Origin of the sequence: Rhodanobacter sp. MP7CTX1 (assembly GCF_014205795.1) — a bacterium.
Taxonomy (GTDB): Bacteria; Pseudomonadota; Gammaproteobacteria; order Xanthomonadales; family Rhodanobacteraceae; genus Rhodanobacter.
On the sequence record NZ_JACHCN010000019.1, the window covers coordinates 46,072 to 68,471 of the forward strand.

Genomic DNA, 22,400 nt, shown 5'->3' on the forward strand with positions numbered 1-22,400 from the left:
TCAAGGCACTGGGTCCCTGCCTTCGCAGGGATGACGAGTGGTGGATCGAGGCTCCCAATGGCCCACCTGCCCGCAGTTGCTGCGGCTTATCTGCGAAGCCAGCGTGCCGCACCGCGACCCGCCCGCATACCACTGGCGAAACACGCGGTAAGCAGGTAACCACCCGTAGGGGCTTCCCAGTCGAGCATTTCGCCGGCAATGAACACACCGGGGCGTTTGCGTGCCATCAGCGTCTCGTCCAACGCCTCCAGCCGTACACCGCCAGCAGTACTGATCGCCTCGGCCACCGGGCGCGGCGCACGCAGGCGTAGCGGCAACGATTTGATCTGTGCGGCCAGCGCCACGGGATCAGCGAGCGTGGGCTTGCCGGTCAACTCGAACACCAGCGCGCATTTGGCCGGGTCGAGTCCCGCGCGACGACGCAGCCAGTCGCCGAGGCTGTGTTTGCCACGCGGTGCAGAGAGCCGCTCGGCAAGCGCGGTTTGCGTGTAGCCCGGCGCCAGGTCGAAATAGAGCATCGCCTCGCCGCGCGTGGCGATCTGCTCGCGCAGTTCGGCGCCGATCGCGTAGACGAGGCTGCCCTCGATCCCGTATTCGCTGAGCACGCATTCACCCTGGCGATGCTGCGCGATGCCATGGCGATCGACCCAATGGGCGACCACGGGTTTCAGCGGCGCGCCGGCGAAACGTGTGCGCAGATGCTCGCTCCACGCCAGCTCGAAGCCGCAGTTGGCCGGCTGCAACGGTGCGATATCGATTCCGGCGTCGGTCAACGGCGCCACCCACGCACCATCGGAGCCGAGTTGTGGCCAGCTGGCGCCGCCGAGCGCCAGCACCACGGCGTCTGTGGTCACGCTACGTTCCCCATCAGGCACTGCAAAACGCAGCGCGCCGCCGTCAGCCCAGCCCAACCAGCGATGATGCATATGGAACGTCACGCCGCTCGCATGCAGTCGACGTACCCAGCGGCGCAACAACGGTGCCGCCTTCAGGTCGCTCGGAAACACCCGGCCGGAGCTACCCACGAAAGTTTCCACGCCCAGCCCACGCGCCCACGCGCGCAAGGCATCGCCGTCGAATTCCTGCAGCCAGCTTTCGACCGCGCCGCGCCGCTCTGCGTAGCGCCCTACAAACTGCGCGAACGGTTCGCCATGCGTGAGATTGAGTCCACCCTTGCCGGCCAACAGAAATTTCCGGCCAACCGAACCCATCGCGTCGTACAGATCGACCCTGACACCAGCCGCGCACGCCACCTCGGCCGCCATAAGGCCAGAGGGCCCACCGCCAATGATCGTGAGTCGGGGAGTGGCTGCCTCATTCATCCGCTCATGGTCGCATGTCACCTGCTCCGATTGAACCGGTGACTTCGTTGGCTGCCGCATCCGATCGAGCCTGCGGCGAGCTGCAGCCGCGGTGCTCGACATGTAGCGCCATGGGCGAATTGCTTCGCCGTCCATCGACACCCGGTGGGCATTGCGCCGAGTAATCCTGATGTCGACGCGCGCATCCGCTGAATTTCACGTAAGTCGAATCAAGTGAATCACCGGTGATCAAGGATCAAAGCACATTCATTGTGTTCAGGAGAACAGAAGTCTCTTGTGATAGCCATGAAATTATATCGTTCTAATTGCGCATATTCAGGCAATGAAACCGATTACATGGCATTCAGACGTCGCATATATTCATTCGTCGAGTTAGCACTGTATTCGATCATATCTGATTGATTCCGCTGAAAATCAATCCTCTTCGAAGCAAAACTTTAGATCGTGCGTAAATGCATTTCGGCGAATCGTCTTCACACTTTTGTGAATAACGATAATCACCTAGCCGCGCACGACAATTGACCCGTTGATTCTGTGATCGATATCACCGGATACTTCAAAAACTCCTATTGACGCTCACTCATCAGCGCCCTACCTTCGGTCAATTCATCAATGGGAGTTTGATGAATGATCCCATTCAAAACGTCACTGACTTCATCGCGACGTTGCCGATAGAGAAAGAACACCTGCATGTGAACTCCGACGGATAAATCAGGGAGGGGGCGAGCCGCAGGGAGCACATGGGATCGCTGGGCAATCCAAGAAAACCCATGGCGTCGTGTCTGTCCACGCCGCCCACTCATGAGGTCCATACGGCCCCAGCGGCTTCGTTTGGCCTCAAAACTTAGGGAGTTCACAATGCCAAGCCATTTTCGCCTCAAGCTACTGGCTGCAGCCATCGCCATGGCGGCTGCCACGTCGGTCTGCGCCACCTCCACCAACAATGCCAGTGCCTTTGTCGCGCTGACCTCGCAACACGCCACCACGTTGCATAGTGGTGACGTGGCCGCCGGGCCGCTGGCCTTCTCGCAGCCGATGCAAATCGTGGTTTCGCTCAAGTTGCGCAATCAGTCGCAACTGAACAGCTTTCTGGCTAAGGCTCAACAGCCTGGCACGCCGACCGCACAGCGCACGATGAGTCAGGAGCAATTCGCCGCGCAGTTCTCGCCGACCCAGGCGCAGGCACAGGCCGTGGCGAACTATCTGACCCAGGCCGGCTTCAAGAATGTCACCATCGCACCGAACCGGCTGCTGGTTACCGCCGACGCCACCGCCGACTCGGTGCGCGCCGCCTTCAACACTACCTTTGAGAGTGTGCACACCCACGACGGCCGCAACGCCTTTCACAACACCAGCAACGTCATGATTCCCGCATCGTTGCAGGACAGCGTGCTGTCGGTAGTGGGCCTGGATACCGTGCATCTGTCGCACACGTTTGCGCGCTATGCGAACACGAACGCCGTGCACACCGCGGTGACCGGAACGGCAGTCGGTCACAACCCGACCAATTTCGCCACGATCTACGGTGGCACAGGTGTGCCGACCGCGTCGACCATTCCTGTCGGCATCATCGTCGAAGGCAGCATGACCAAGGTCCTCAGCGATCTGAAGTCGTTCGCGTCGACCAATGGCCTGCCAGCGGTCACCACCCAGGTCGTCGGCAGCGGCGGCAGCGATACCAGCGGCGACGTCGAGTGGGACCTGGACAGCCAGGACATCGTAGGCATCAGCGGTGGCGTGCAGAAGATCGTCTTCTACGACACCACCTCGCTGACCGATGCCAACCTCACCGCCGACTACAACGCGGCAGTGAGCGCGAATGCGGTGAAGGTGATCAACGTGTCGCTGGGCGAATGCGAAACCGATGCACAGCAAGCGGGCACCACCACTGCGGAAGACCAGATCTTCTCGCAGGCCGTGGCGCAGGGGCAGACCTTCTCGGTGTCGTCGGGTGATTCCGGCGCGGATGAATGCGGCACCGGCGGCGTGGTTCCGAGTTGGCCGGCCAGCTCGCAGTACGTGGTCGCGGCGGGTGGTACCGAGCTGTACACCTCCGGTGCCACGACCTGGGGCAGCGAGACGGTGTGGAACAATCTCAACGAGAGTGAAGGTGCGACGGGCGGCAGCCCCAGCACGTTCGAGCCGATGCCGAGCTGGCAGGTGGGCGTGGGGCAGAACGCAGGTCACACCACCCGTGGCGTACCTGACATTGCGTTTGACGCCAGCCCGGATAGCGGCGCGTTGATCATCGTGGACGGCCAGGCGAATCAGCAGGTCGGTGGCACGAGTCTGGCCTCGCCGCTGTTTGTCGGTTCATGGGCACGCATGCTGGCGGCCAAAGGCAGCACGCTCGGCTTCGCCGCACCGCTGCTGTACAAGTTGCCGGCGAGCACCTTCCATGACGTCACCTCGGGCAACAACAGCGGTGAGACGGCGGCCGTGGGCTGGGACTACACCACCGGCTTCGGCAGCCTGATCATGAGTCAGGAAGTCGCCAACATCGGCGGCGGAGGTGGCGGTACGGGCGGTACGCCGGCGGCCAACTTCAGCTTCACCACCAGCGGCCTGACCGCCAACTTCACTGATTCGTCCACCGACTCGGGCGGCACCATTTCGGGCTACTCCTGGAGCTTCGGCGACAGCGGCACCTCGACCGCTCAAAATCCCAGCCACACCTATGCGGCAGCCGGGACATACAGCGTTTCCGAAACCGTGACCGACAGCGTCAGCGGCGCCACCAGCTCCAAGACGGAATCGGTGACGGTCAGCAGCGGCGGCAGTCCGAGCCAGTTGCTCGTCAACACCGGCTTTGAAACCGGAAAGGCGACACCGTGGACGCTGACGGCAGGCGTGCTCTGCACCAGCGCAAGCTGCGGCAGCAGCGAGAGCCCGCATGCCGGAACATGGTTCGCATGGCTGGACGGCTATGGCGCTTCGCACACCGACACGGCATCACAGTCGGTAGCGATTCCCAGCGGCAAGACGAGCGCGACCCTGCAGTACTACCTGCATATCGACTCGACCAAGAAGACCGCAGCCGACACGCTAACCGTGCAGGTGCTGAATTCGTCCGGCACCGTGTTGTCAACGCTGGCAACATTCACGAGTCTCAACGCGGCCACGGGTTACACGGTGCACACGGCAAGCCTTGCTCCGTACATCGGCCAGACCGTGGTGATCAAGTTCACCGGCAAGGAGACTTCGTCCTCAGGCAATACTGACTTCACGCTCGACGATGTCACGTTGACTGTGCAGTAAATCGGGAAGACGGACGGCTGCGCAAACTGGCAGCTGTCGCAGTGATGGCAATGAAGAACCCGGCCGCAAGGCCGGGTTCTTTTTTCATCGCCTAATGACCGCCTGTCCAACCCTGCGCTCTATCCACCTTTCCCCCGCTCGCTCTTCGTTCCCTCTGCGTCGCAGCGGCCTCCGCTCCCTCTGCGCCCCCGCGGCCAACGTACCCTCTCCGTTCGCCCTGAGCGTAGGCCCGTAGGGCCGAAGTCGAAGGGTGCGCCTCGAGGGGCCTTCGACTTCGCTGCGCTACGCTCAGGGCGAACGGAGAGGGTACGAAGATCGACCGAGGGGAGAGGGAACGGAGCGCTGCCGGGAGGGCGAGCAGAGGATGCGAACCGTTACTCCATGCGCACACCCAACTCGGCCAAGTGTCGCAAGCCGTCGGCGCTGGGCAGCAGCGCGCGGCTGTCGCTCACGCGACGTAGCCAGTCGGCGTCCAGCATGGCATCGGTGAGCGCCACGCCGAGCGGGCCGCCTACGTGCAAGCGGCGCTCGGTCCAGTCTAGGCAACTGCGGCCACGCAAATGCAACAGGTGCTCCGTCGCATGCGGCTGCCATCCTGTATGTATCAGCGCGTCAACGGCCGCCGGCAGCAGACACAGTCCATCGCTGTTCGATTGCAGCCAGCCGCGCTCCAGCCACGCCTTGCACATCGCCACTCCCAGCTGGCCGGCAAGATGGCGGTAGCAAGTGCGTGCACGGCAAAGTGCCGGGTCGGTCACAACCACTCGTTGCGGACGCGGTGAGCGCGGCAGCGCCATCGACTCCAGCCATGCGGCCACTTCGTCGTCGGCAAGCCGGTAGTAGCGATGGCGGCCCTGGACATGCACACCGAGCAGACCACCCTCCAGCAAGCGCTTCAGATGGGCGCTGGCGGTAGCCGCGCCCACGTCGGCAGCGCGCGCCAGCTCGCCAGCCGGACGTGCGCTGCCGTCCATCAACGCCAGCAGCATTGCGGCGCGTGCCGGCTCGGCCAGCAGAGCACCCAGCTCGGCCAGCTGATAACGGTTGAAGGGGGCAGCGGCGGTCATGAACGCAGTCTAATCCGTGCCGGATTCAGGACGTTTCGTCACGCGGCGAACGGTGCGCCGCGCGCGAATCGCGGGCGCCTTCAAGGCCCCGCAGTAGCACCGCGCAACCGTGCCGTCAGGCTGGCCTTGATCGCCGGCCATTCGGAATCGATGATCGAATAATAGACGGTGTGCCGAACCCGCCCGGTAGAGGGAATGATCATGTGATTGCGGAACGTGCCCTCTTCCACCGCGCCCAGTCGAGCGATCGCCGTACGCGACCTCTGGTTGAGCGAATCGGTCTTGAGCTCGACGCGCATGGCGCCGAGTACATCGAACGCCTGCGTCAGCAACAACAGTTTCGCTTCGGTATTGGCACCACTGCGTTGATGGCTTGGGGTGAGCCAGGTCCAGCCGATCTCGAGCCGTCGGTGAGTGGTGTCGATGTTGGCGTAGCGCGTACTGCCGATCGCCTGGTCGCTGGCCTGATCGATGATGGCAAAGGGCAGCGAAACGCCGCGCCGCTGTTCGTCGAGCGCCGTCGACACATACGTCCGCATGTCTTCGGGTGTATGCACCTGATTGGGCACCCACTGCCACAGTGTGGGGTCCAGCCCCACCCGGGCAAGTTCGGCAATATGATCGAGCGTCAGCGGTTCGAGTCGCACGATACCGCCGCGCAGGACGACGGGTTCGATCTTCATGGGTTCGGCAAGCTGCATCGCGCACTCTCGTCAGTCAGCGTCATGGTCACGTTGCCGCATTCTCGTGGCTCAAGCATGGCTTTGCGACGTCAGGCGCGTGGTTTTGCGCGATGAGTCGGCGTTGCGGTCCACGGGTCGTCCGGCCATGGGTGGCGCGGATAGCGGCCTTTGAGTTCTTTCTTCACTTCCGGATACGTGCGTTCCCAGAAGCCCTTGAGATCCTGCGTCACCTGGATCGGCCGACCTGCCGGCGACAACAGATGCAAGGTCACCGGGATGCGGCCACCACCCACTCGCGGCGTGTCGATCAGACCGAACAACTCCTGCAACTTCACTGCCAGCACGGGTGGTCCATCGGGCGTGTATTCCAGTCGACGGTTCTGCCCACTGGGCACGGTAAGACTGTCCGGCGCTTGCGCGTCCAGTAGCCGGCGCTGTTCGTAATCGAATAGCCCGCCGAGCGCCTGCGACAGTTCCTCCGCGCTCAGCGCGTCGAGCCGACGCTTGCCGTTCAAATACGGTGCAAGCCATTCGTCGAGCGTGGCAAGCAGTTGCGTGTCCGAGACGTCGGGCAGTGCCTGCTCCGGCATCCACTCGCGCAATGCCTGCATGCGTGCGCGCAGGCGTCGTGCTTGCTCGCTCCACGGCAATGCATCGATACCCTTCGCGCGCACCGCGGCGAGTAACGCCGGCAGCGCGTCCTCGGCTTTGACTGGCACGCTACGCCGCTCCAGCACGATCGCCCCAAAACGCTGTTCGTCGAATGCCTCCACTGCATTGCGATCATCGTTCCAGCGCAGCGTGCGCTCTCGCATGAACTGTTGCGGGTAGTCGCGTTCCAGCACACGAAAATCCACGGGCGCAGCAGCAAGGATCAGGCTGTCGCGGGCTTCGAAGCGCACGTCCAGCGCAACCAGCCACGGCTCGCCCAGCAGCGCGGTGTTCTCGTGCAGGCGTGCACCGCGACCGTTCGCCAACGTGTAGCGCAGCGGCTGGTTGTCATCGCGACGCGCGATGCGATCGGGAAATGCATGCAGCAGCAGGTCACCCACCGCGTGGCTATCCGGCACGCCACTCGCGGCGCTACGGACGTCCAGACGCCGGCGCCAACCCTTGCTCGCCTGTTCGACCGCTGCCAGCGCACCGGCGTCCGCTCCACCGCGTGCACCGCTGCTGTAACGATCGCGCCAGGCATGCAGGGCGCTCACGCGTGCGCGGAAATCATCGCTGCGTGCCTGCTCGCCGCGCAGCGGCGAACGTGCTTCCATCAGTGCCAGCAAATCGGCGATCAAGGCACGCAGCTCGGGTGGCGCGCGCAACGCGGCCGCGCCGAGGCGCGGCGTTGCGCCGAGTTCCAGCATTCGGCGGCCCAACGTCGTGATGCGCTGGCTGCTGTCGAGCGCGCCGAGGCTGCCCAGCAATTCACGCGCCTGCGCCAGCGCACCCGACGGCGGAGGATCCAGCCAAGGCAGTTGCGCACTTCCCCAGGCCGCCAGTTCGAGCGCAAGGCCGGACAGCTCCGCCTGGGTGATCTCGGCCGTGCGCGCGGGATCGAGCCGCTTGCTCTGCGGCCACAATCGGTATGCCGTGCCCTCCGCCACGCGGCCGGCACGACCGGCACGCTGATCGGCCGAAGCCTGCGAGATGTTGACGGTCTCCAGTCGGGTGAAGCCAGAGTTTGGATCGAAACGCGGTTCGCGCGCGAGGCCGCTATCGATCACCGCGCGAATGCCCGGCAGGGTGACGCTGGATTCAGCCACGTTGGTGGCCAGCACGATGCGCCGTGTGCCCGATTCGGCTGGGCTCAGCGCAAGTTGCTGGTCGGCCAGCGACAGCTCGCCGTGCAACGCAACTACTTCGACGTCATCTCGATCGAGACTCTGCATGAGCACCGCTTGAGCCCGCGCAATCTCGCGCCGCCCCGGCAGGAAAGCGAGCACATCGCCATCGCTGTCTTCCAATGCCTGTCGTGCCACGCGCGCGAGCTGATGCTCGACGCTCTCCTGCGCACGCGCCGGCGGATAGTCGATGTGCACCGGATAGCTGCGACCAGGGCTGGAGATGCGCGGTGCATCCAGCCATTGCGCGATGCGCTCGCCATCCAGCGTCGCCGACATCACCAGCAGCCGCAGTTCGGGCCGCAGCGTGGCCTGTACATCCAGCGCCAGTGCAGCACCGAGGTCGCCGGCCAGATGGCGTTCGTGGAATTCGTCGAACAGGATCGCGCCGATACCGCTCAGTTCCGGATCATCCTGGATCAGCCGCGTGAGAATGCCCTCGGTGACTACCTCGACACGCGTCGCCGCACTCACCTTCGACTCGAAGCGGATGCGGTAGCCGACGGTGCGGCCGATCTCTTCGCCAAGCTGTTGCGCCATGAACTGTGCCGCCGCGCGCGCCGCGATGCGCCGCGGTTCCAGCATCAGGATTTTCTGTCCCGCCAGCCACGGCGCATCGAGCAACGCGAGCGGCACCTGCGTTGTCTTGCCCGCGCCAGGCGGTGCCTCGAGCACCAGTCGCGGCGTAGCGGCAAGCGAGGCGACGATCTGCGGCAGTAGCGGGGTGATTGGAAACGCGTGGGTAAGAACGTTGGTCATGCACGCACATCTTAGCGACAGCGCTGGATTCCATCACGGCCGCGAACGCAAAACGACCGGCGCATGCCCAAGGCGAAGCAGCGAGCTGCTGTCGCCCTGGTCGAGAGCCGCAGCTCAGTGCTTGATCGGTGTCGTTGTCACGCCTGAAGTGGTGACGGGAGCCGTCGTCGTCGTGGTAGTCGTTGTCGTAGTCGTCGTATTCGCATTCGAGGCCGTCTTGCGCAACGGTGCCAGGGATTCGAAGTCGTGTTGGTAGTCGTCAGTGATCTGCTTGGCTTCTTCGCTGTTGGTAATGACCTTGGGCGTAATAAGCACGATCAGTTCGGTGCGCGTGCGGCTGTGGTTCGTGGTGCCGAACAACCGTCCCAGCCACGGAATGCGATTGAGACCGGGAATACCAGTATCACTGACAACGTTTTGCTCCTGGATCAAACCACCGAGCAAGACCGTCTGACCACTCTGCACCGCGATTTGCGTCCCCACTTCACGCTGGGAAATGGTCGGATTCGGTTGCGTGGCGGAAACTGCGCCAGCTGAACTGACCTGCTGGTCGATATTCAAATACACCAGGCCACCCGGATTCACGCGCGGCTGCACATTGAGGATCACACCCGTAGGGATATACGTCACCTGGTTCAAGGTGGTCGAGGTACCCGTGGTGGGCAGCAAGCTGGTCTGGTTGATCGGCACCTGATCGCCGACCTGGATATGCGCCACCTGATTGTTGAGCACGACCAGCGAAGGTGCCGACAGGGTTTTGGTATTGCTGTCGGTCTCCAGCGCGCTTACCGCGACCTGGAACTTGCCGCTGCTGCTCAGGAACGAGTAGAAGAACGGCTGACCGCCAAACTGGTTGCCACCCGAACCCAGGGCAATCTGACGATGGGCACCGGGATAGTTGCTGGTCGCGATTCCCGAGGAGTTCGGCGTACTGGCGGCAAGACCTTGCAGATACCATTGCACGCCAAACTGCAGGTCTCCGACTAGGGCGACTTCCAGAATTCGCGTTTCGATCTGGACCTGCAGTGGCACGTTGTCCAGCCGCTGGATCGCCGACTGGATTTCGGTCCACTGCGACGGGCGCGCCCGTATCAGCAGTTGGTTGTTGCTGTCGACCGAACTGATGCGCACGCTACCGTCCTGCGAGCTGTAGGACTGGCCGCTGCTGGCATTGCTGGTATTGCCGCCGCCGAACGCGCCGCTCGCGCCACCACCCTGGCCAGTGCCGCCCACGCCGCCCACGCCGCCCACGCTACCTGTGCTGCCAAAGCCGCCCGTGCTGCCGCCGATGGAAGAAAGACCACTCCCGCCGACACCACTGGCGCCCGCTCCGATGCCCGAGCTGCTGCCACCGAAACCGCTACCGGTCGAGCTGCCGAAACTGCCCGCCGTGCTACCCATGCCGCTGCCCGACCCATTGGCATTGCTGCCGCTGCCGAGTGTGCTCGAGCCCAGCCCCGGGGCAACCTGGCCGCCGTTGTCGCCGCCGCTGCCGGCGCCGTTGGTGTAGATCTGCGCCAGATACTTCGCCAGTTCCGATGCCTTGATATTGCGCACGTCGTAGACGAACAGCTGCGGGTCGTTGCCACCGCCAAGATCGATCTTGCCGATCCAGCTGCCTACTTCATCCAGATAGGCAGGCTGAGTGCTGATTACCACCAAAGCATTGGTGCGCTTGATCGGGAGGAAACGCAGCATGCCGGCCAGCGGTGTGTCGCCCTTCGGGCCGAACATCTGGTCAAGTTGTGGCATCACTTCGTCAACGTCAGCATGCTGCAGCGTGAATACGCCCACCGACATGCCGCGCAGCCAGTCCACATCGAACGTATGCACAGTGCGCTGATAGTTATCCAGCTCATCGGGCGTGCCGGACATCACCAGCAAGTTGCGCTCCGGATCGGCCAGCAGCACGGCGTCCGGTCGCGCGAACGGCTTGATCAACTTCTGCATTTCGCCAGCGGAGATGTAGCGCAACGGGAACAACCGTGCCTGCATGCCGCCCTGCGGTGCCGCACCACCGAGGCTGGGCACCAGGTTGCCGGCCACGGCATCCTTGTCCGGCAGCACCACATAACCGCCACCGCGCTTGACGAGCGCGTTATGTGTCCATGACAACAGCGTTTCCAGGATCGGCAACGCCTGACTACTGTCCACCGGCTCGGAAGTGGAGAACGAAATATTGCCCTGCACGCCAGGCACGATGGTGTAGTTCTGCTTGAGCAGGTCGCCGAGGATCGCCTTGACCACCGCCTGCACCGGTTGATTCTCGAAATTAAACGTCACCGCACCGTTGCCGGTTGCCGCCGGACGTGGCGTACCCAACGCGCTGGGCCGAATGAATTCACCGCTGCCCTGGCTGATCTTCGGCATGACCGCCGCTTCGCTGCCGCTGTTGATCTCGGTATTCAGCGGCAACGGTGCGGGTACCGGCTTCTGCGTACCAGCCATCGCCTCGCGCTGCAGCGCACCGTCATCATGCATCTGGGGGACCGTGTTGCAGCCTGCGATGCACACGATCGCGGCGAGCGTACTGGTGCGCAAGAGCTGGTGGGTGAGTTTGGAAAACATGGATCAATGTGCTCCTTCGTGAGTCGCAGCGGCCTGTGCGGCTCGACGCTTCTGGATGTTTTCTCTGAGCCGTTCGATCGGCGACTCGGGTATACGACCGGTCGGCGGCTGCAGTATGGGACTAGCCGGTTGCCCCACGGGCATCACGTGCATCATGGCGTCAGCCGGTGGATTGCGGTTTCCGCCATCCGGCGCCGCGGCGTCTTTCGGCATATCAATAGGGGCGCCGGATGGCAACTTCAGTTCGGTACGACCAGAGGACGAGTCAAACAGCGCCGAGCGCTGACGGACTTCCACCAGGGTCACGCTGCCATCGGGCAGGGACTCGCCTTCGTGCAGGCGCACCTGCCGGTCGCCGTTCTTGTCGTGCAACAAGGCCATGTGCAAGCCGGGGGTCAGAATGATGCCGGTCAGATCGAAGTCTCCCAGGCTGCTGCCGCCGTTCGCAATCCGGGCTATCGGCTTGCGATCGGGACTGAACAGCGGCTTTTGCCAGACCAGCGCGAACTGTTGCAGCGGCACGGGTCGCGGCAACTCGGAAGGACTGCTGGCGGCCGGCAGCGAGGCGGGCTGCCGAGGTGCAGTCCAGTGCACCTTTCGGCCGATACCGGCAAGCAACAGCAACAACAGCGCGCCCAGCAGCACGGCGACCACCGCGAGTATCGGGGTTAACTGACGCTGGTTGGCGGCGTTCATTGCGCAGCTCCCGCTTCCATGGGAACTACTCCAACGGCAGGTGCGGCGGGCGACGCGGCATGCGGCGGACGCACATAACCTGAGAGTGTGAACTGAACCTCCAGCGGTGCCACGTTGCTCTGTTGTGCCGCCACCGGATTGCGGTAGATGCTGAGGTCGTCGATAAACAGATAGGGCGTGCCCTGTTCCAGTGCCTGCAATACCGTCGCCAACGGCTCGATGTCGCAGCTCAGGCTGATGCTCACTGCCGCCTTGTGATACGGCTCGCCGGCCGTCGCCGGCGGATTCGGCATCGGCATCTTCTGGCTGACCACGCAACTGCCTCCGTGGGTACTGGTGCCGACCACGTCGACCACGCGCTGCATCAGATCGGCCGCGGCAGTGTTCGGATCGTCCTCGGCGAGAAATGCGCTGCTGGCCGCCTGTCCGGCGCCGAGTGCAGCGATGCGCTGCTGCAGCGCTGGCTTTTCGGCAATTGCGGCAGCATAGCGACTATGCGTGTCGCGCAGATCGACCATCTCGCTGCGAATCTGCTGCAACGGCGCCACGAACCACCAATGCAGCAAGAGGAAGTAGCCAAGCACCAGCACCAACAGCAACAACGCGATGGCGGCGATACGGCTGTCGCGCGAATTGAGTCGGACCATTTTCATGGCGCACCCCCGCCGGTCGCCGGCGTAGCAACAGCGGAGCGGGGCTTGCCTGTCGAGGGTTGGTGCACTTGCGCCGTAAGGTAGAAGCGCTCCTTGCCGGAGGTTGGATCAGGCTGGATGCTGCCCTGGAAGCTGGCATTGGTGATCAATGTCGAGTCCTTCAGCGCGTCGAGCAATTTGGCCGCCTGTTTGCTCTGGCCTTGAATGCCGATCTGGCCGGTGTTGTCCACGCTGAAACGCTCCAGCCACGCGCTGTCCGGCAATCGCTCGGTCGCGTCCTGCAGCAGGCTGAGCATGCTGACGGTGTTTTTCTTGCGCTGGGCCAGAAAGCCCGCGGCGCCGGCGTTGTCCTGCAATTGCTGGCGCAGCGTCGCGACCTGCTGCGCTTCGCCACGCATGTTCTCGACCTGATCCCGCATCTGCGTCAGTACCGCCTGCCGGTTATGCAGCCACTGTCCCAGCAGCAGTACCAGTAGCAATACGCAGCCCGCCGCCAACGCCAGATTCAGTCGCAGCCGCGGTCGCAAGCGGCGCGGCGTCTGCTCCACGGGCAGCAGATTCATCCCGAGGCGATCGTCGCCAAGCGCCAGATCCACCGCGTCAATCGAAATGCCCAGCGCGTGCAGGTGAGCCAGCATCGGATCAAGCGTGCCGCGTGTGACCACCGCCAGTTCTGCGTTGAGACGCCCGGCGGCAGCCGGCGACGGCAGTTCGCGGGCGGCAAAGTACACTTGCGCGAGGCTGAACGGCGTCTGCCGATCCATCTCGAACGCCATTACCTGCTGCAGGTTGTCACGGGCTGCCAACGGCAGCGTCAGCGTACGCCGCAACACGGCGGCGGCCGGCAGCAACAAAGCCAACCGCAGATCTTCGTGATCCACGCCTCGTAGCGCGGCGCTCAGCTCGGCCTGCTGGACCAGCGCATCGGCACCATCTTCCCAGCATGCCAGCGGCGAGTGCTGGCCGGCACGACGCAGCATCCATTGAGTGTCCACCCGTTGTAGCAGGTGCCAGTTCGCGCCGCTGCTGAACCAGGCGCGCCAGCGCAGCGGCAGCAACCCGCGCAACTCGCCGCCCCACCAGCCGAAAAATCGCGGCAACGGCGAAGCACGCCAGGCATGGCGTACACGCTCCAACAGCGGCCGCAGCGACTGCGTTGCCGTACTCATTCTGCTTCTCCCTCCTGCCAGCGCAATACTGCATAAGGTTGCTTGCCAACCTGCCCCGTCTGCATGCGCATCGTTGCACGCAACACCGCGTGCGTTCCGTCGGCTAGCGTGGCCTCCGACCGGATACTATGCGTTGTTCCGCTGTTGAGAACCATACTGGGATCATTCGCATTCGTCAGCCGCGCGGCCTGGATCGCACTCTGCTGCTGTGGAGTCATTCCGGGAATCGCTGCCAATGCCAGCGGCGGTGCGGTGTTCGGGTCCGGAGTCGGGTTGCCGGACCAGATCGTGATATCGGGTGCCACCACCCGATAGATCTCCGGCGTCATGCCAAGCACAAGCTGCAATTCCTCGATGCTGGCGAACGGTCCGTAGCGCGGACCATAGTCAAGCCCGGCAGCCACATAGGCGACGCTGTGAGTACCGACGTTCGCCGGAACGAGGGAAGCACCGCGCCATTCGGCCACCCTGCCGGCCAGTGCCTGCGCTTGCGCCGGCGCCATCCCGGCAGCCTGGAACAAGCCCTGCAACACCTCCGGCGTGGCGCTGTTGAGGTCGACCTTGCCTCCTTCGCTGATCGCCGAAACCTTGATCGTGGCCTGGTCGAACTGGAAGGTATAAGTTCGCCCGTCGCCAATCCACCGGTTGGGGATCAGCGGATCCTGCAGTCCGTAGAACGCGCGCATGATGCCAGCCTCGGCCGCGTAGTGTGCCTGGGTCTGGGCAAACTGGTAGCGCGCCTGCAGCCCTTCGGTACGTGCCAACGCGGCATAGCCACCCAGCAGGATCGCCAGCAGCGTGCAGGCCCACAGCACCAGCAGCAGGGCCACGCCGCGCTGGCGATTGAACGGTGTCGGTTGCTGCCGCCTCATCGCCCACCCACTCCGGGCAGGCCCAGCGGCTGCAGACCGGTCTGTGCGCCGCTGGCTGCCGGATTCACGCGCAGCGGGACTTCGAGCAACGGCCAGTCGTAGTTGCCCGCCGGCTGCAACTCCACGCGCACCAAGAGGGGAAGCAGGCGCCCGTCCGCCCAGATCGCGGACCAGGGCACGGGGCGTCCCTGAACATCGACGCCGCGATAACTGAAACTGCCGCCGCGAATGTGATCGAGCAACACCTGCGGATCACCCAGCGGCTTGGGCGGCTGACCATCCGGCGGCAGCAAGGCGAGGCTCAGCACCAGGCTCGAATCGCCGTGGCCGTCATCGACCAGCTTCAGGCTCTGCAATTGCGGCCCGAGTTTGCCGAGATAGCCAGGCAACGGCGCCACATAGCGCAGCTCATGTTCGTCGCCTTCAAAATAGACATTCTCGCCGCGTTCGTTGTGGCTGATCGGCTGGGCCATGCTTTGCGCCAGTTCACGTTGCAGAAACTGCTGGGCCGAACGGATCTGGTCGATCCGCGCGACCGCCGCCGTGCCCGAGCGCACGCTGTGGGTGGCCGTGCGCAGGCCCGAGTACACCCCCACCAGCAGCAGCGCCAGCAGCACCAGCGAGGCGAGCACTTCCAGCAGGGTGAAACCGGCCGCACGGTTCATACCCACGCGCTTTATCGCCGGAGGTTTCATGACCGCAGGTTTCATGATTGCGGGCTTCATGACAGCACGCCTCATGACAGCACGTTTCATGGCGATGCACGTGACAACAGCCCGGTTGATGACGGCCGATTTCATAGGGCCGGCTGCAACGGGTTTGAGCCAGCGGCGAGGTCCAACCCGCTCAGCCGCAAAGTGCGGAAGTGCGCCGAACGCGGATGCCCGGGCGGCCCCCACATCACATCCAGATCGAGCTGGTAGAGGTGCAGCCGCGCACCCGGTGGCGCGGCGCCGACCTGATCCCAGGGTGTCACATCAAGCTGCCAGCGAAACTTCGCATTGAACTGGCCCGAGCTGCTGCCCAACTTTACTGACTCACCCACAAATGCGCTGTCGAGCTTGCCGCGTGCCCACATCGCCGCCTCACTGTGTTCGGCTGCGTTCTGGGTCAGGCTGATCGCACTGCCAGCGACCTTCATCAACGCGGTGAAGGTGACCGCCAGCAGCAGGATCGCGGCGATCACTTCGAGCAGGCTGAAGCCCTGCTGCCTTCGCGCATGTCGCGATCGTGAGCAGCGCCAGGTCATCGCGCAGCCACCGTGCCGACCACGGCGACTTCGCCGGTCAGCCACGACACATTGACGTGCCACTCGCGCCGCCCGCTTTGCAGCGTGATGCGGCCTCCGGTGGAACTGCCATCGGGAAAGAAGCGGATGCGTGCGGTGTGATCGTTTGGTTGATCTTCCTTCGCGCTGGTGATGCTCAGACGCAGACCTTTAGGCAGGCGCACGTCATGTTGTCTCACGTCACGGTAGGTATTCGCGCGGATGTCCACATCGAAATTCTGATCCTGCCCGCGCACGATCGCCTGCGCGCGGGTGGCCCGCAGCGCAGCAGCCAGCTCACTGCTCGCCGCGTTGATGCGTGCACTGGCCAAACCCTGCGTCACCGAGATCGATACGGCCGCGGCCGCGATGCCGATCAGCAGGATCACCGCCAGCATTTCCAGCAAGGTAAAGCCGCGCACACGCCTTGCTTCGCCTACCCGCGGCGAGAGGCCACCGCAGATCAGCACGCCGCGATCCGCCGCTGCAGACTGAGCAGAGGACCAGGGTGCGACCCGCTGAAGGACGGCGAACATGATGGCTGCTGATGCCTGCTTACTGCCAGTTACCCACGTCCAGGCTGTAGCCGTCACCCCCCGGCTTGCCGTCCTGACCGTAGAAGATCAGATCGAAGCTGCCGTGCTGGCCCGGATACTGGTAGCCGAACGCATGACCCCATGGATCTTTCAGATCGGACTCTTTTGCATAAGGGCCCTGCCAGTTCGCCGCGTTGGCCGGCTTGGTCACCATGTCTTCCAGCTGCTGTGGCGGCGAGCCGTTGTCCAGCGCGTAGTTCTCGATCTTCTGGCTCAGTGTCACCAGCTGCGCCTTGCCGGCACCGTATTTGCCCTTGTCTACATTCTTGCCGACCTGGGTCACTACTACCGTACCGATGATGCCGATCAACACGATGACCGCGAGCATTTCCAACAGGGTGAAACCGGCGTTGGAGCCGATGCGTCGTGGTTGCCTGTAATGCATGGGAATTACCTCAAAAGGGGCAGCGGAGTCGGATGGCGCGCAGCGGGCGGCCTGCGGCTATTGGATATTGCTGGTAAGGCTGAGCAGCGGCAGCAGAATCGCCGCCATGATGAACGCCACCATCACCGTCATCACGATGGTCAGTGCCGGTACCAACGCAGCCAGTAGACGATCGATCGCTCGTTTGGACTCAAGTTCAAAAGTGTCGGCCACTTTCAGCAGCATGGTGTCGAGCTGACCCGCCTCCTCGCCGACCTGCACCATCTGCATCGCCAGCCGCGGAAAGAGTTTTGACTGACCCAAGGCCAGACTCAGACCGGAGCCGCCCTTGACCTTCTCGTGGGCCTGGCTCAACGCCGCATCCAGCGCGAGATTGCTGGTGACCTGACGGGCAATCGTTAGCGAACTCAGCAGCGGCACGCCGTTTTTCAGCAGCGTGCCGAGTGTGCGTGCGATCCGCGCGGTCTCCACTTTCAGCAGCAGCGGCCCAACCACCCGCATGCTCAACAATCGCGTATGCCAGGCCAGTCGCACCGACGGATCACGCAGCCGTGCGCGCCAAAAGAAAATACCGCCGCCAATCACCAGCAGAATCAGCCACCACCAGGATTGCAGTGCATTGCCCAGTATCAGCACCACCTGAGTGATCATGGGGATCGGCACCTGCATATCGGCGAAGATCGGTACGAATTGCGGCACCACGTAGGCCAGCAGCAGCACCAGCGAACCCAGCACGCCGACCATCAGAAAGGCCGGATAGATCAGCGCATTGACGATGTTGCCGCGCATCTGTTGCGCGCGTTCCAGGTAGTCGGCCAGCCGGCGCAACGTCTCTTCCAGCGAACCGCCCGTTTCGCCGGCGCGCACCAGGCTGATATAGAGCTTGGGGAAGACGCCGTGCTCTTCGTCAAGCGCCGAAGACAGCGAGTTGCCGCCGCGAACGCGGTCGCGAACGCGTTCCACCAGTTTTTTCGCGTGCTCGCTTTCAGGCAGATCGAGCAGGATGCTGAGCGCGCGGTCCAGCGGCTGGCCTGCACCCAGCAGGGTCGCCAACTGATGGGTGAACTGGGCGAGCTGGTCGCCGGTAAATGGGCCTCGCTTGAACAACGCGGCCAACCCGCTGCCACCACCGGCGCCATCCGCCGCTCGAGCTTCCAGTGGTGTGTGGCCCTGATCCTGCAGACGGCCAATGACCTCCTCGACACTGGCGGCCTCCATCTGTCCCTGCAGCATTTCGCCGGCGTCGCTGACCGCCTTGTAACGGAACTGCGCCACGTCAGCCTTCCTGGGTCACGCGTAGCACCTCTTCCAGCGTGGTGATGCCAGCTACCGCTTTTGCGATACCGTCCTCGTACATCGTGCGCATGCCTTCGGCACGTGCCTGACGTTCGATCTCGCCGGCATCGGCGCGCTGCATCACCAGTCGGCGCAACGGGTCGCTCATGGTGAGGAATTCCATGATCGCGCGGCGGCCACGATAACCGGTGGGGTTTGCCGCGCTGCTGCCTGGTTTCCACAGGCGGATCGGCCGCTCGTCGGTATATTTCTCCAGCTCGAACTGCTCGATCACTTCGGGCAACGCCTCATACGGCGTCGCGGTTTCCGGGTCGAGCCGGCGCACCAATCGCTGGGCCAGGATGCCGTTGATCGTGGAGCCCAGCAGGTAATCCTCCACACCCATGTCGAGCAGTCGGGTGATACCGCCGGCGGCGCTGTTGGTATGCAGTGTCGACAACACCAGGTGACCGGTCAGCGCCGACTGGATTGCGATGCGGCAGGTTTCCAGATCGCGCATTTCGCCGATCATGATCACGTCCGGATCCTGACGCATGATCGAACGCAGTGCGCCGGCGAAATCGAGCCCGATTTGCGGCTTTACCTGGATCTGGTTGATACCTTCGAGCTGGTATTCGACCGGATCCTCGACCGTGATGATCTTCACGCCCGGTGTATTGATCCGCGAAAGCGCGGTGTACAGCGTGGTGGTCTTGCCGGAACCGGTGGGACCGGTCACCAGCAGGATGCCGTGGGGACGCTCGAGCACGTCGACAAACCGTTGCTGGAAGTTGTCGGTGAATCCGAGCGAGGGGAAATCGAACACCACCGACTCGCGATCGAGGATACGCATCACCACCGACTCGCCGAAGCTGGTCGGCACGGTCGACACGCGCAGATCCAGCTCCTTGCCCTGCACGCGAAGCTGGATGCGTCCGTCCTGAGGCAGCCGGCGTTCGGCGATATTCAATCGCGCCATGATCTTCACGCGCGAAATCACCGCCGCCGTGGAACTGGACGGCGGCGCTTCCACTTCATGCAGCACGCCATCGATGCGGTAGCGCACTTTCAGGTGGTTCTCGAACGGTTCGATATGCACGTCCGAGGCACGCTGCTCGACCGCACGTTGCAGGATGAGGTTGACCAGCCGGATGACCGGTGCTTCCGAGGCCAGATCGCGCAGATGCTCGACGTCATCTTCCTCCGCGGCGGTGCCGTCGAGGTTCTCCACGATGGTGCCCATCGCGGAGCGGCCGCTGCCGTAATAGCGCTCGATCAGACCGTCGATTTCCGAGCGCAATCCGACCCGCAGCGCGACTGGCCGGCCAGCGGCCAGCATCACCGCTTGCAGCGGATACGGATCGGCCGGATCGGCCACGATCAGAGCGAGTCCGTCCTTGTCGTCGTATACCGGCACCACATGCTGCTGCTTGAGGAAGCGCAGCGACAACTCGAGATCGGCCGGTGGCAGCTCCGGCGCATCCCGTGCCGCCAGCAACGGCACCTGCAGCAATTCTGCCCACGCTTCGGCCAGATCACGCTCGGAAACCAGCCCGAGCCGGGCCATCAGCGTGGTCAGCGTGCCTTCGGCGGATTCCTCGTGCAATCGGCGCGCACGGCCCAGATCGCTGTCCTTCAAACGACCGCGCGCGACCAGCCAGGCGCAGACTTCCGCTTCGCGGTCGTCCACGCTCATACCCGCCTCACCCGTCGCCGGCTGCTGGATGACTGCCGACATGCTCCACCCCGCTCATTGCGCACGAAAACCCGCCTTCGCCCTGTGGCGTAGCGGCAAATACCATAGTTATCACATCCGGCCGGCAACAGGCGAGGTTTACCCCAGCAAGAAACCACCCCGTTCATCGACCTGTGCCCAAACCGCCGCTCATTATGAGGCTTGCATCGATACAAGGGGATATCCATCCCACGGGAATCATCACGACTTTCTGACTTGCGTGCCATCGCCGCGCAAGTATTTTCGATATCACGGGTTCCGCGACGGCTGTGCTTGAGCGGCTAGCGTGACGGTTTCATTGTTGCGAAAAAAGGTGGGCGTCGCAGGTGTGAGGTGCCCCCTATCGGCCGGGAGGCGGCGGCACATTCAGAAGAAGTGGCAGGCGCACATCGCCGCGTCTCGGACCCACGACCAAGATGGCTTTGATGTCAGTTCCGATACCGGCGCTTGGTGCACTGGTGGATGTCGGTTGGGCCCAACGAACTCGCCGCCACTACGCGGCCATGCCCGAGAGAATCAAGGCCGCTTCAGCGACCCTTCACGCGTGCAGGTCCGGCACCTGACCGTATTTTGCAAGGATCATCGGCTCCGAATATTCGCCTCGATCTGCGTCGGCCGACTGTGCATATACGAGCACGCCATCCCGATTCCTGGCGAGCATTTCACCGCGCTGCCGCGCCACGCTCTCGGATTGATACAGCAATGGTTTGTCAGCCCGCATCCCCCCATATACCTCGTAGAACACCCGCACTAAATAGACCTTGTCCATGAACCGCTCTCCTTTATGGGATGGAAATCAGAGCCTGAACGAATGAGAGTGCATGACGCGACAATGAAAAGTGAACGATCCGTCAACCATTCAGCGGCCGTATAGCCAAGGCGCCCAACGCCCACCTTTGTTCCCAGGCCTCTGTGACAATGGTCGCCTTTTGATGCTTGGCCAATTCATGCAACTGCTCGATATCGGCGCCAATCTCACGCACGAATCATTCCGGCATGATCTCGATGCTGTGCTGCAGCGCGCCCACGCCCAAGGCGTGAGCCGGATGATGGTCACCGGCGCTTCGCTCGACGGCAGCACGCATGCACTCGCGCTTGCCAGGGCACACCCGGACACGCTGTTTGCGACCGCCGGAGTGCATCCGCATCACGCGATCGACTACGACGACGCTACCGATGGGCACCTGCGTGAGCTTGCGCTTGATCCCTCGGTGCGTGCGATCGGCGAGACCGGTCTGGACTACAACCGCAACTATTCGCCGCAAGACGTGCAGCTGCGGGTGTTCGAGCGCCAGCTGCAGATTGCGGTGGATGCACGCAAGCCGCTTTTTCTGCACCAGCGCGATGCGCATAAGGACTTCATTGCGCTGCTGAGACGCTACCGCGACAAAGTGCCTGCCGCAGTGGTGCATTGCTTCACTGATAGCGGCGATGCATTGCGCGACTATCTCGCACTGGACTGCCATATCGGCATCACAGGCTGGATCTGCGATGAGCGTCGGGGCACCCATTTGCGGGAGTTGGTACGCGGGATCCCCGCAAACCGCCTGATGATCGAGACCGATGCCCCGTATCTGCTGCCCCGCACCGTGCGACCGCAACCGGCGCATCGGCGCAACGAACCGATGTACCTCAGGCACATCTGCGAAGAAATCGCCCGCGACCGCGGCGAGCCGGTGGAAATCACTGCGGAGAACAGCACCGCAACCGCCGAAGCGTTTTTTGGCTTACCCGCGAGGGATGCCCCGCAGCAGTAGTAGCGCCCCCGGATAGAGTCCGGGGCAGGCTCTGTGTGCGATGGCTCCTGTGCGCTCTTGTGGGAGCGACTTCCGTCGCGATGCTCTGGTTTGGATGTGCCCTTCCGCTGCATGCAGGGGCGGAGCACATCTGCCGCGCAGGGAGTTCGAGGGGCTTTGGCTTTGAATCTGCTCCCGCCCTGGCTCTGCTCTTGATCCAGCCTCTACAAACAGTGCGCGCAGGACGCGCGCCGCTCTACTCGGGGCCCCTGTGCGGCGGTGAGGTGGAGTCGATAGCCCCCGAAGGGCGAATCGACATGGATGTGGCCTTCTTATATGGACGCCTCCCGGTTTGGCAAGAGCCGCTTTGCTGTGATGGACGAACCGAAGCGGTTGCATTCTTATATCCGGCCTTTGATGCAGGCGTGGTGCCTGCTGGCCCTGATGGAATGTGCTGATCCGCGCCTTGTCTCTTTGAAGGACTTCGCGTCCCGGAAGGCCATCAGGTTTAGCGGATCACG

At 63.4% G+C, this 22,400-nt stretch carries 20 protein-coding genes; 3 read left to right on the forward strand and 17 right to left on the reverse strand.

Annotation, left to right across the window (positions count from 1 at the left end):
* Positions 1-86 precede the first annotated feature (86 nt).
* Together HDE77_RS18250 and HDE77_RS20605 are read right to left on the reverse strand one after the other, a co-directional pair.
* Complete coding sequence (locus tag HDE77_RS18250; protein ID WP_184419346.1) at positions 87-1,322, reverse strand: TIGR03862 family flavoprotein; 1,236 nt, start codon at positions 1,320-1,322, stop codon at positions 87-89.
* Positions 1,323-1,888: 566 nt separating this feature from the next.
* Positions 1,889-2,014: a hypothetical protein gene (locus HDE77_RS20605; RefSeq protein ID WP_255482800.1), complete on the reverse strand. Its 126-nt coding sequence runs from the start codon at positions 2,012-2,014 to the stop codon at positions 1,889-1,891.
* A gap of 166 nt (positions 2,015-2,180) precedes the next feature.
* On the opposite strand from HDE77_RS20605, the gene HDE77_RS18255 reads away from it, so the two are divergent.
* On the forward strand, positions 2,181-4,580 hold the full coding sequence (locus HDE77_RS18255; RefSeq protein ID WP_184419347.1) for a protease pro-enzyme activation domain-containing protein: 2,400 nt from the start codon (positions 2,181-2,183) through the stop codon (positions 4,578-4,580).
* A 374-nt stretch (positions 4,581-4,954) separates the two neighbouring features.
* Here the strand turns inward: HDE77_RS18255 and HDE77_RS18260 are convergent, their stop codons facing one another.
* The 15 genes from HDE77_RS18260 to HDE77_RS18330 all read right to left on the reverse strand — a co-directional run bounded on the left by HDE77_RS18260 (position 4,955) and on the right by HDE77_RS18330 (position 20,912).
* On the reverse strand, positions 4,955-5,647 hold the full coding sequence (locus tag HDE77_RS18260) for a helix-turn-helix transcriptional regulator (protein ID WP_184419348.1): 693 nt from the start codon (positions 5,645-5,647) through the stop codon (positions 4,955-4,957).
* Between the two features lie 80 nt (positions 5,648-5,727).
* Positions 5,728-6,330: a GNAT family protein gene (locus tag HDE77_RS18265; protein ID WP_184419349.1), complete on the reverse strand. Its 603-nt coding sequence runs from the start codon at positions 6,328-6,330 to the stop codon at positions 5,728-5,730.
* Between the two features lie 89 nt (positions 6,331-6,419).
* Entirely contained in the window at positions 6,420-8,927 is a 2,508-nt protein-coding gene (gene hrpB, locus HDE77_RS18270) for an ATP-dependent helicase HrpB (protein ID WP_184419350.1), read from the reverse strand.
* 114 nt (positions 8,928-9,041) lie between these two features.
* A complete protein-coding gene (gene gspD, locus HDE77_RS18275) occupies positions 9,042-11,495 on the reverse strand; it encodes a type II secretion system secretin GspD (protein ID WP_184419351.1) in 2,454 nt (817 codons plus the stop codon).
* A 3-nt stretch (positions 11,496-11,498) separates the two neighbouring features.
* Positions 11,499-12,191 carry a general secretion pathway protein GspN gene (locus HDE77_RS18280; RefSeq protein WP_184419352.1) on the reverse strand — a complete coding sequence of 231 codons (693 nt, stop codon included), beginning with the start codon at positions 12,189-12,191 and terminating at the stop codon, positions 11,499-11,501.
* Positions 12,188-12,844 (reverse strand): type II secretion system protein GspM, encoded by a 657-nt coding sequence (gene gspM, locus HDE77_RS18285; RefSeq protein ID WP_184419353.1) that lies wholly within the window; start codon positions 12,842-12,844, stop codon positions 12,188-12,190. Before gspM ends, HDE77_RS18280 begins: the two co-directional genes overlap by 4 nt.
* On the reverse strand, positions 12,841-14,013 hold the full coding sequence (locus HDE77_RS18290) for a PilN domain-containing protein (RefSeq protein ID WP_184419354.1): 1,173 nt from the start codon (positions 14,011-14,013) through the stop codon (positions 12,841-12,843). The genes gspM and HDE77_RS18290 overlap by 4 nt, the downstream gene beginning before the upstream one ends.
* A complete protein-coding gene (locus HDE77_RS18295) occupies positions 14,010-14,885 on the reverse strand; it encodes a type II secretion system protein GspK (RefSeq protein WP_184419355.1) in 876 nt (291 codons plus the stop codon). The genes HDE77_RS18290 and HDE77_RS18295 overlap by 4 nt, the downstream gene beginning before the upstream one ends.
* Positions 14,882-15,550, reverse strand: coding sequence for a prepilin-type N-terminal cleavage/methylation domain-containing protein (locus HDE77_RS18300; protein WP_184419362.1), 669 nt, complete (start codon positions 15,548-15,550; stop codon positions 14,882-14,884). The genes HDE77_RS18295 and HDE77_RS18300 overlap by 4 nt, the downstream gene beginning before the upstream one ends.
* A gap of 131 nt (positions 15,551-15,681) precedes the next feature.
* The gene (locus HDE77_RS18305) at positions 15,682-16,134 is read right to left on the reverse strand and encodes a prepilin-type N-terminal cleavage/methylation domain-containing protein (RefSeq protein ID WP_184419356.1); all 453 of its coding nucleotides are present in this window, start codon (positions 16,132-16,134) and stop codon (positions 15,682-15,684) included.
* Positions 16,131-16,574, reverse strand: coding sequence for a GspH/FimT family pseudopilin (locus HDE77_RS18310; RefSeq protein ID WP_343206134.1), 444 nt, complete (start codon positions 16,572-16,574; stop codon positions 16,131-16,133). The genes HDE77_RS18305 and HDE77_RS18310 overlap by 4 nt, the downstream gene beginning before the upstream one ends.
* 133 nt (positions 16,575-16,707) lie before the next feature.
* Positions 16,708-17,133 carry a type II secretion system major pseudopilin GspG gene (gspG, locus tag HDE77_RS18315; RefSeq protein ID WP_184419358.1) on the reverse strand — a complete coding sequence of 142 codons (426 nt, stop codon included), beginning with the start codon at positions 17,131-17,133 and terminating at the stop codon, positions 16,708-16,710.
* 57 nt (positions 17,134-17,190) lie between these two features.
* On the reverse strand, positions 17,191-18,408 hold the full coding sequence (gene gspF, locus HDE77_RS18320; protein ID WP_184419359.1) for a type II secretion system inner membrane protein GspF: 1,218 nt from the start codon (positions 18,406-18,408) through the stop codon (positions 17,191-17,193).
* A gap of 1 nt (position 18,409) precedes the next feature.
* Positions 18,410-20,146, reverse strand: coding sequence for a type II secretion system ATPase GspE (gspE, locus tag HDE77_RS18325; protein ID WP_255482801.1), 1,737 nt, complete (start codon positions 20,144-20,146; stop codon positions 18,410-18,412).
* Between the two features lie 535 nt (positions 20,147-20,681).
* Positions 20,682-20,912 (reverse strand): hypothetical protein, encoded by a 231-nt coding sequence (locus HDE77_RS18330; RefSeq protein WP_184419360.1) that lies wholly within the window; start codon positions 20,910-20,912, stop codon positions 20,682-20,684.
* Between the two features lie 178 nt (positions 20,913-21,090).
* On the opposite strand from HDE77_RS18330, the gene HDE77_RS18335 reads away from it, so the two are divergent.
* Positions 21,091-21,900: a TatD family hydrolase gene (locus HDE77_RS18335; protein ID WP_184419364.1), complete on the forward strand. Its 810-nt coding sequence runs from the start codon at positions 21,091-21,093 to the stop codon at positions 21,898-21,900.
* Positions 21,901-22,200: 300 nt separating this feature from the next.
* Positions 22,201-22,400: hypothetical protein (locus HDE77_RS20340; protein WP_221444353.1), on the forward strand; the 200-nt coding region annotated here is incomplete at its 3' end.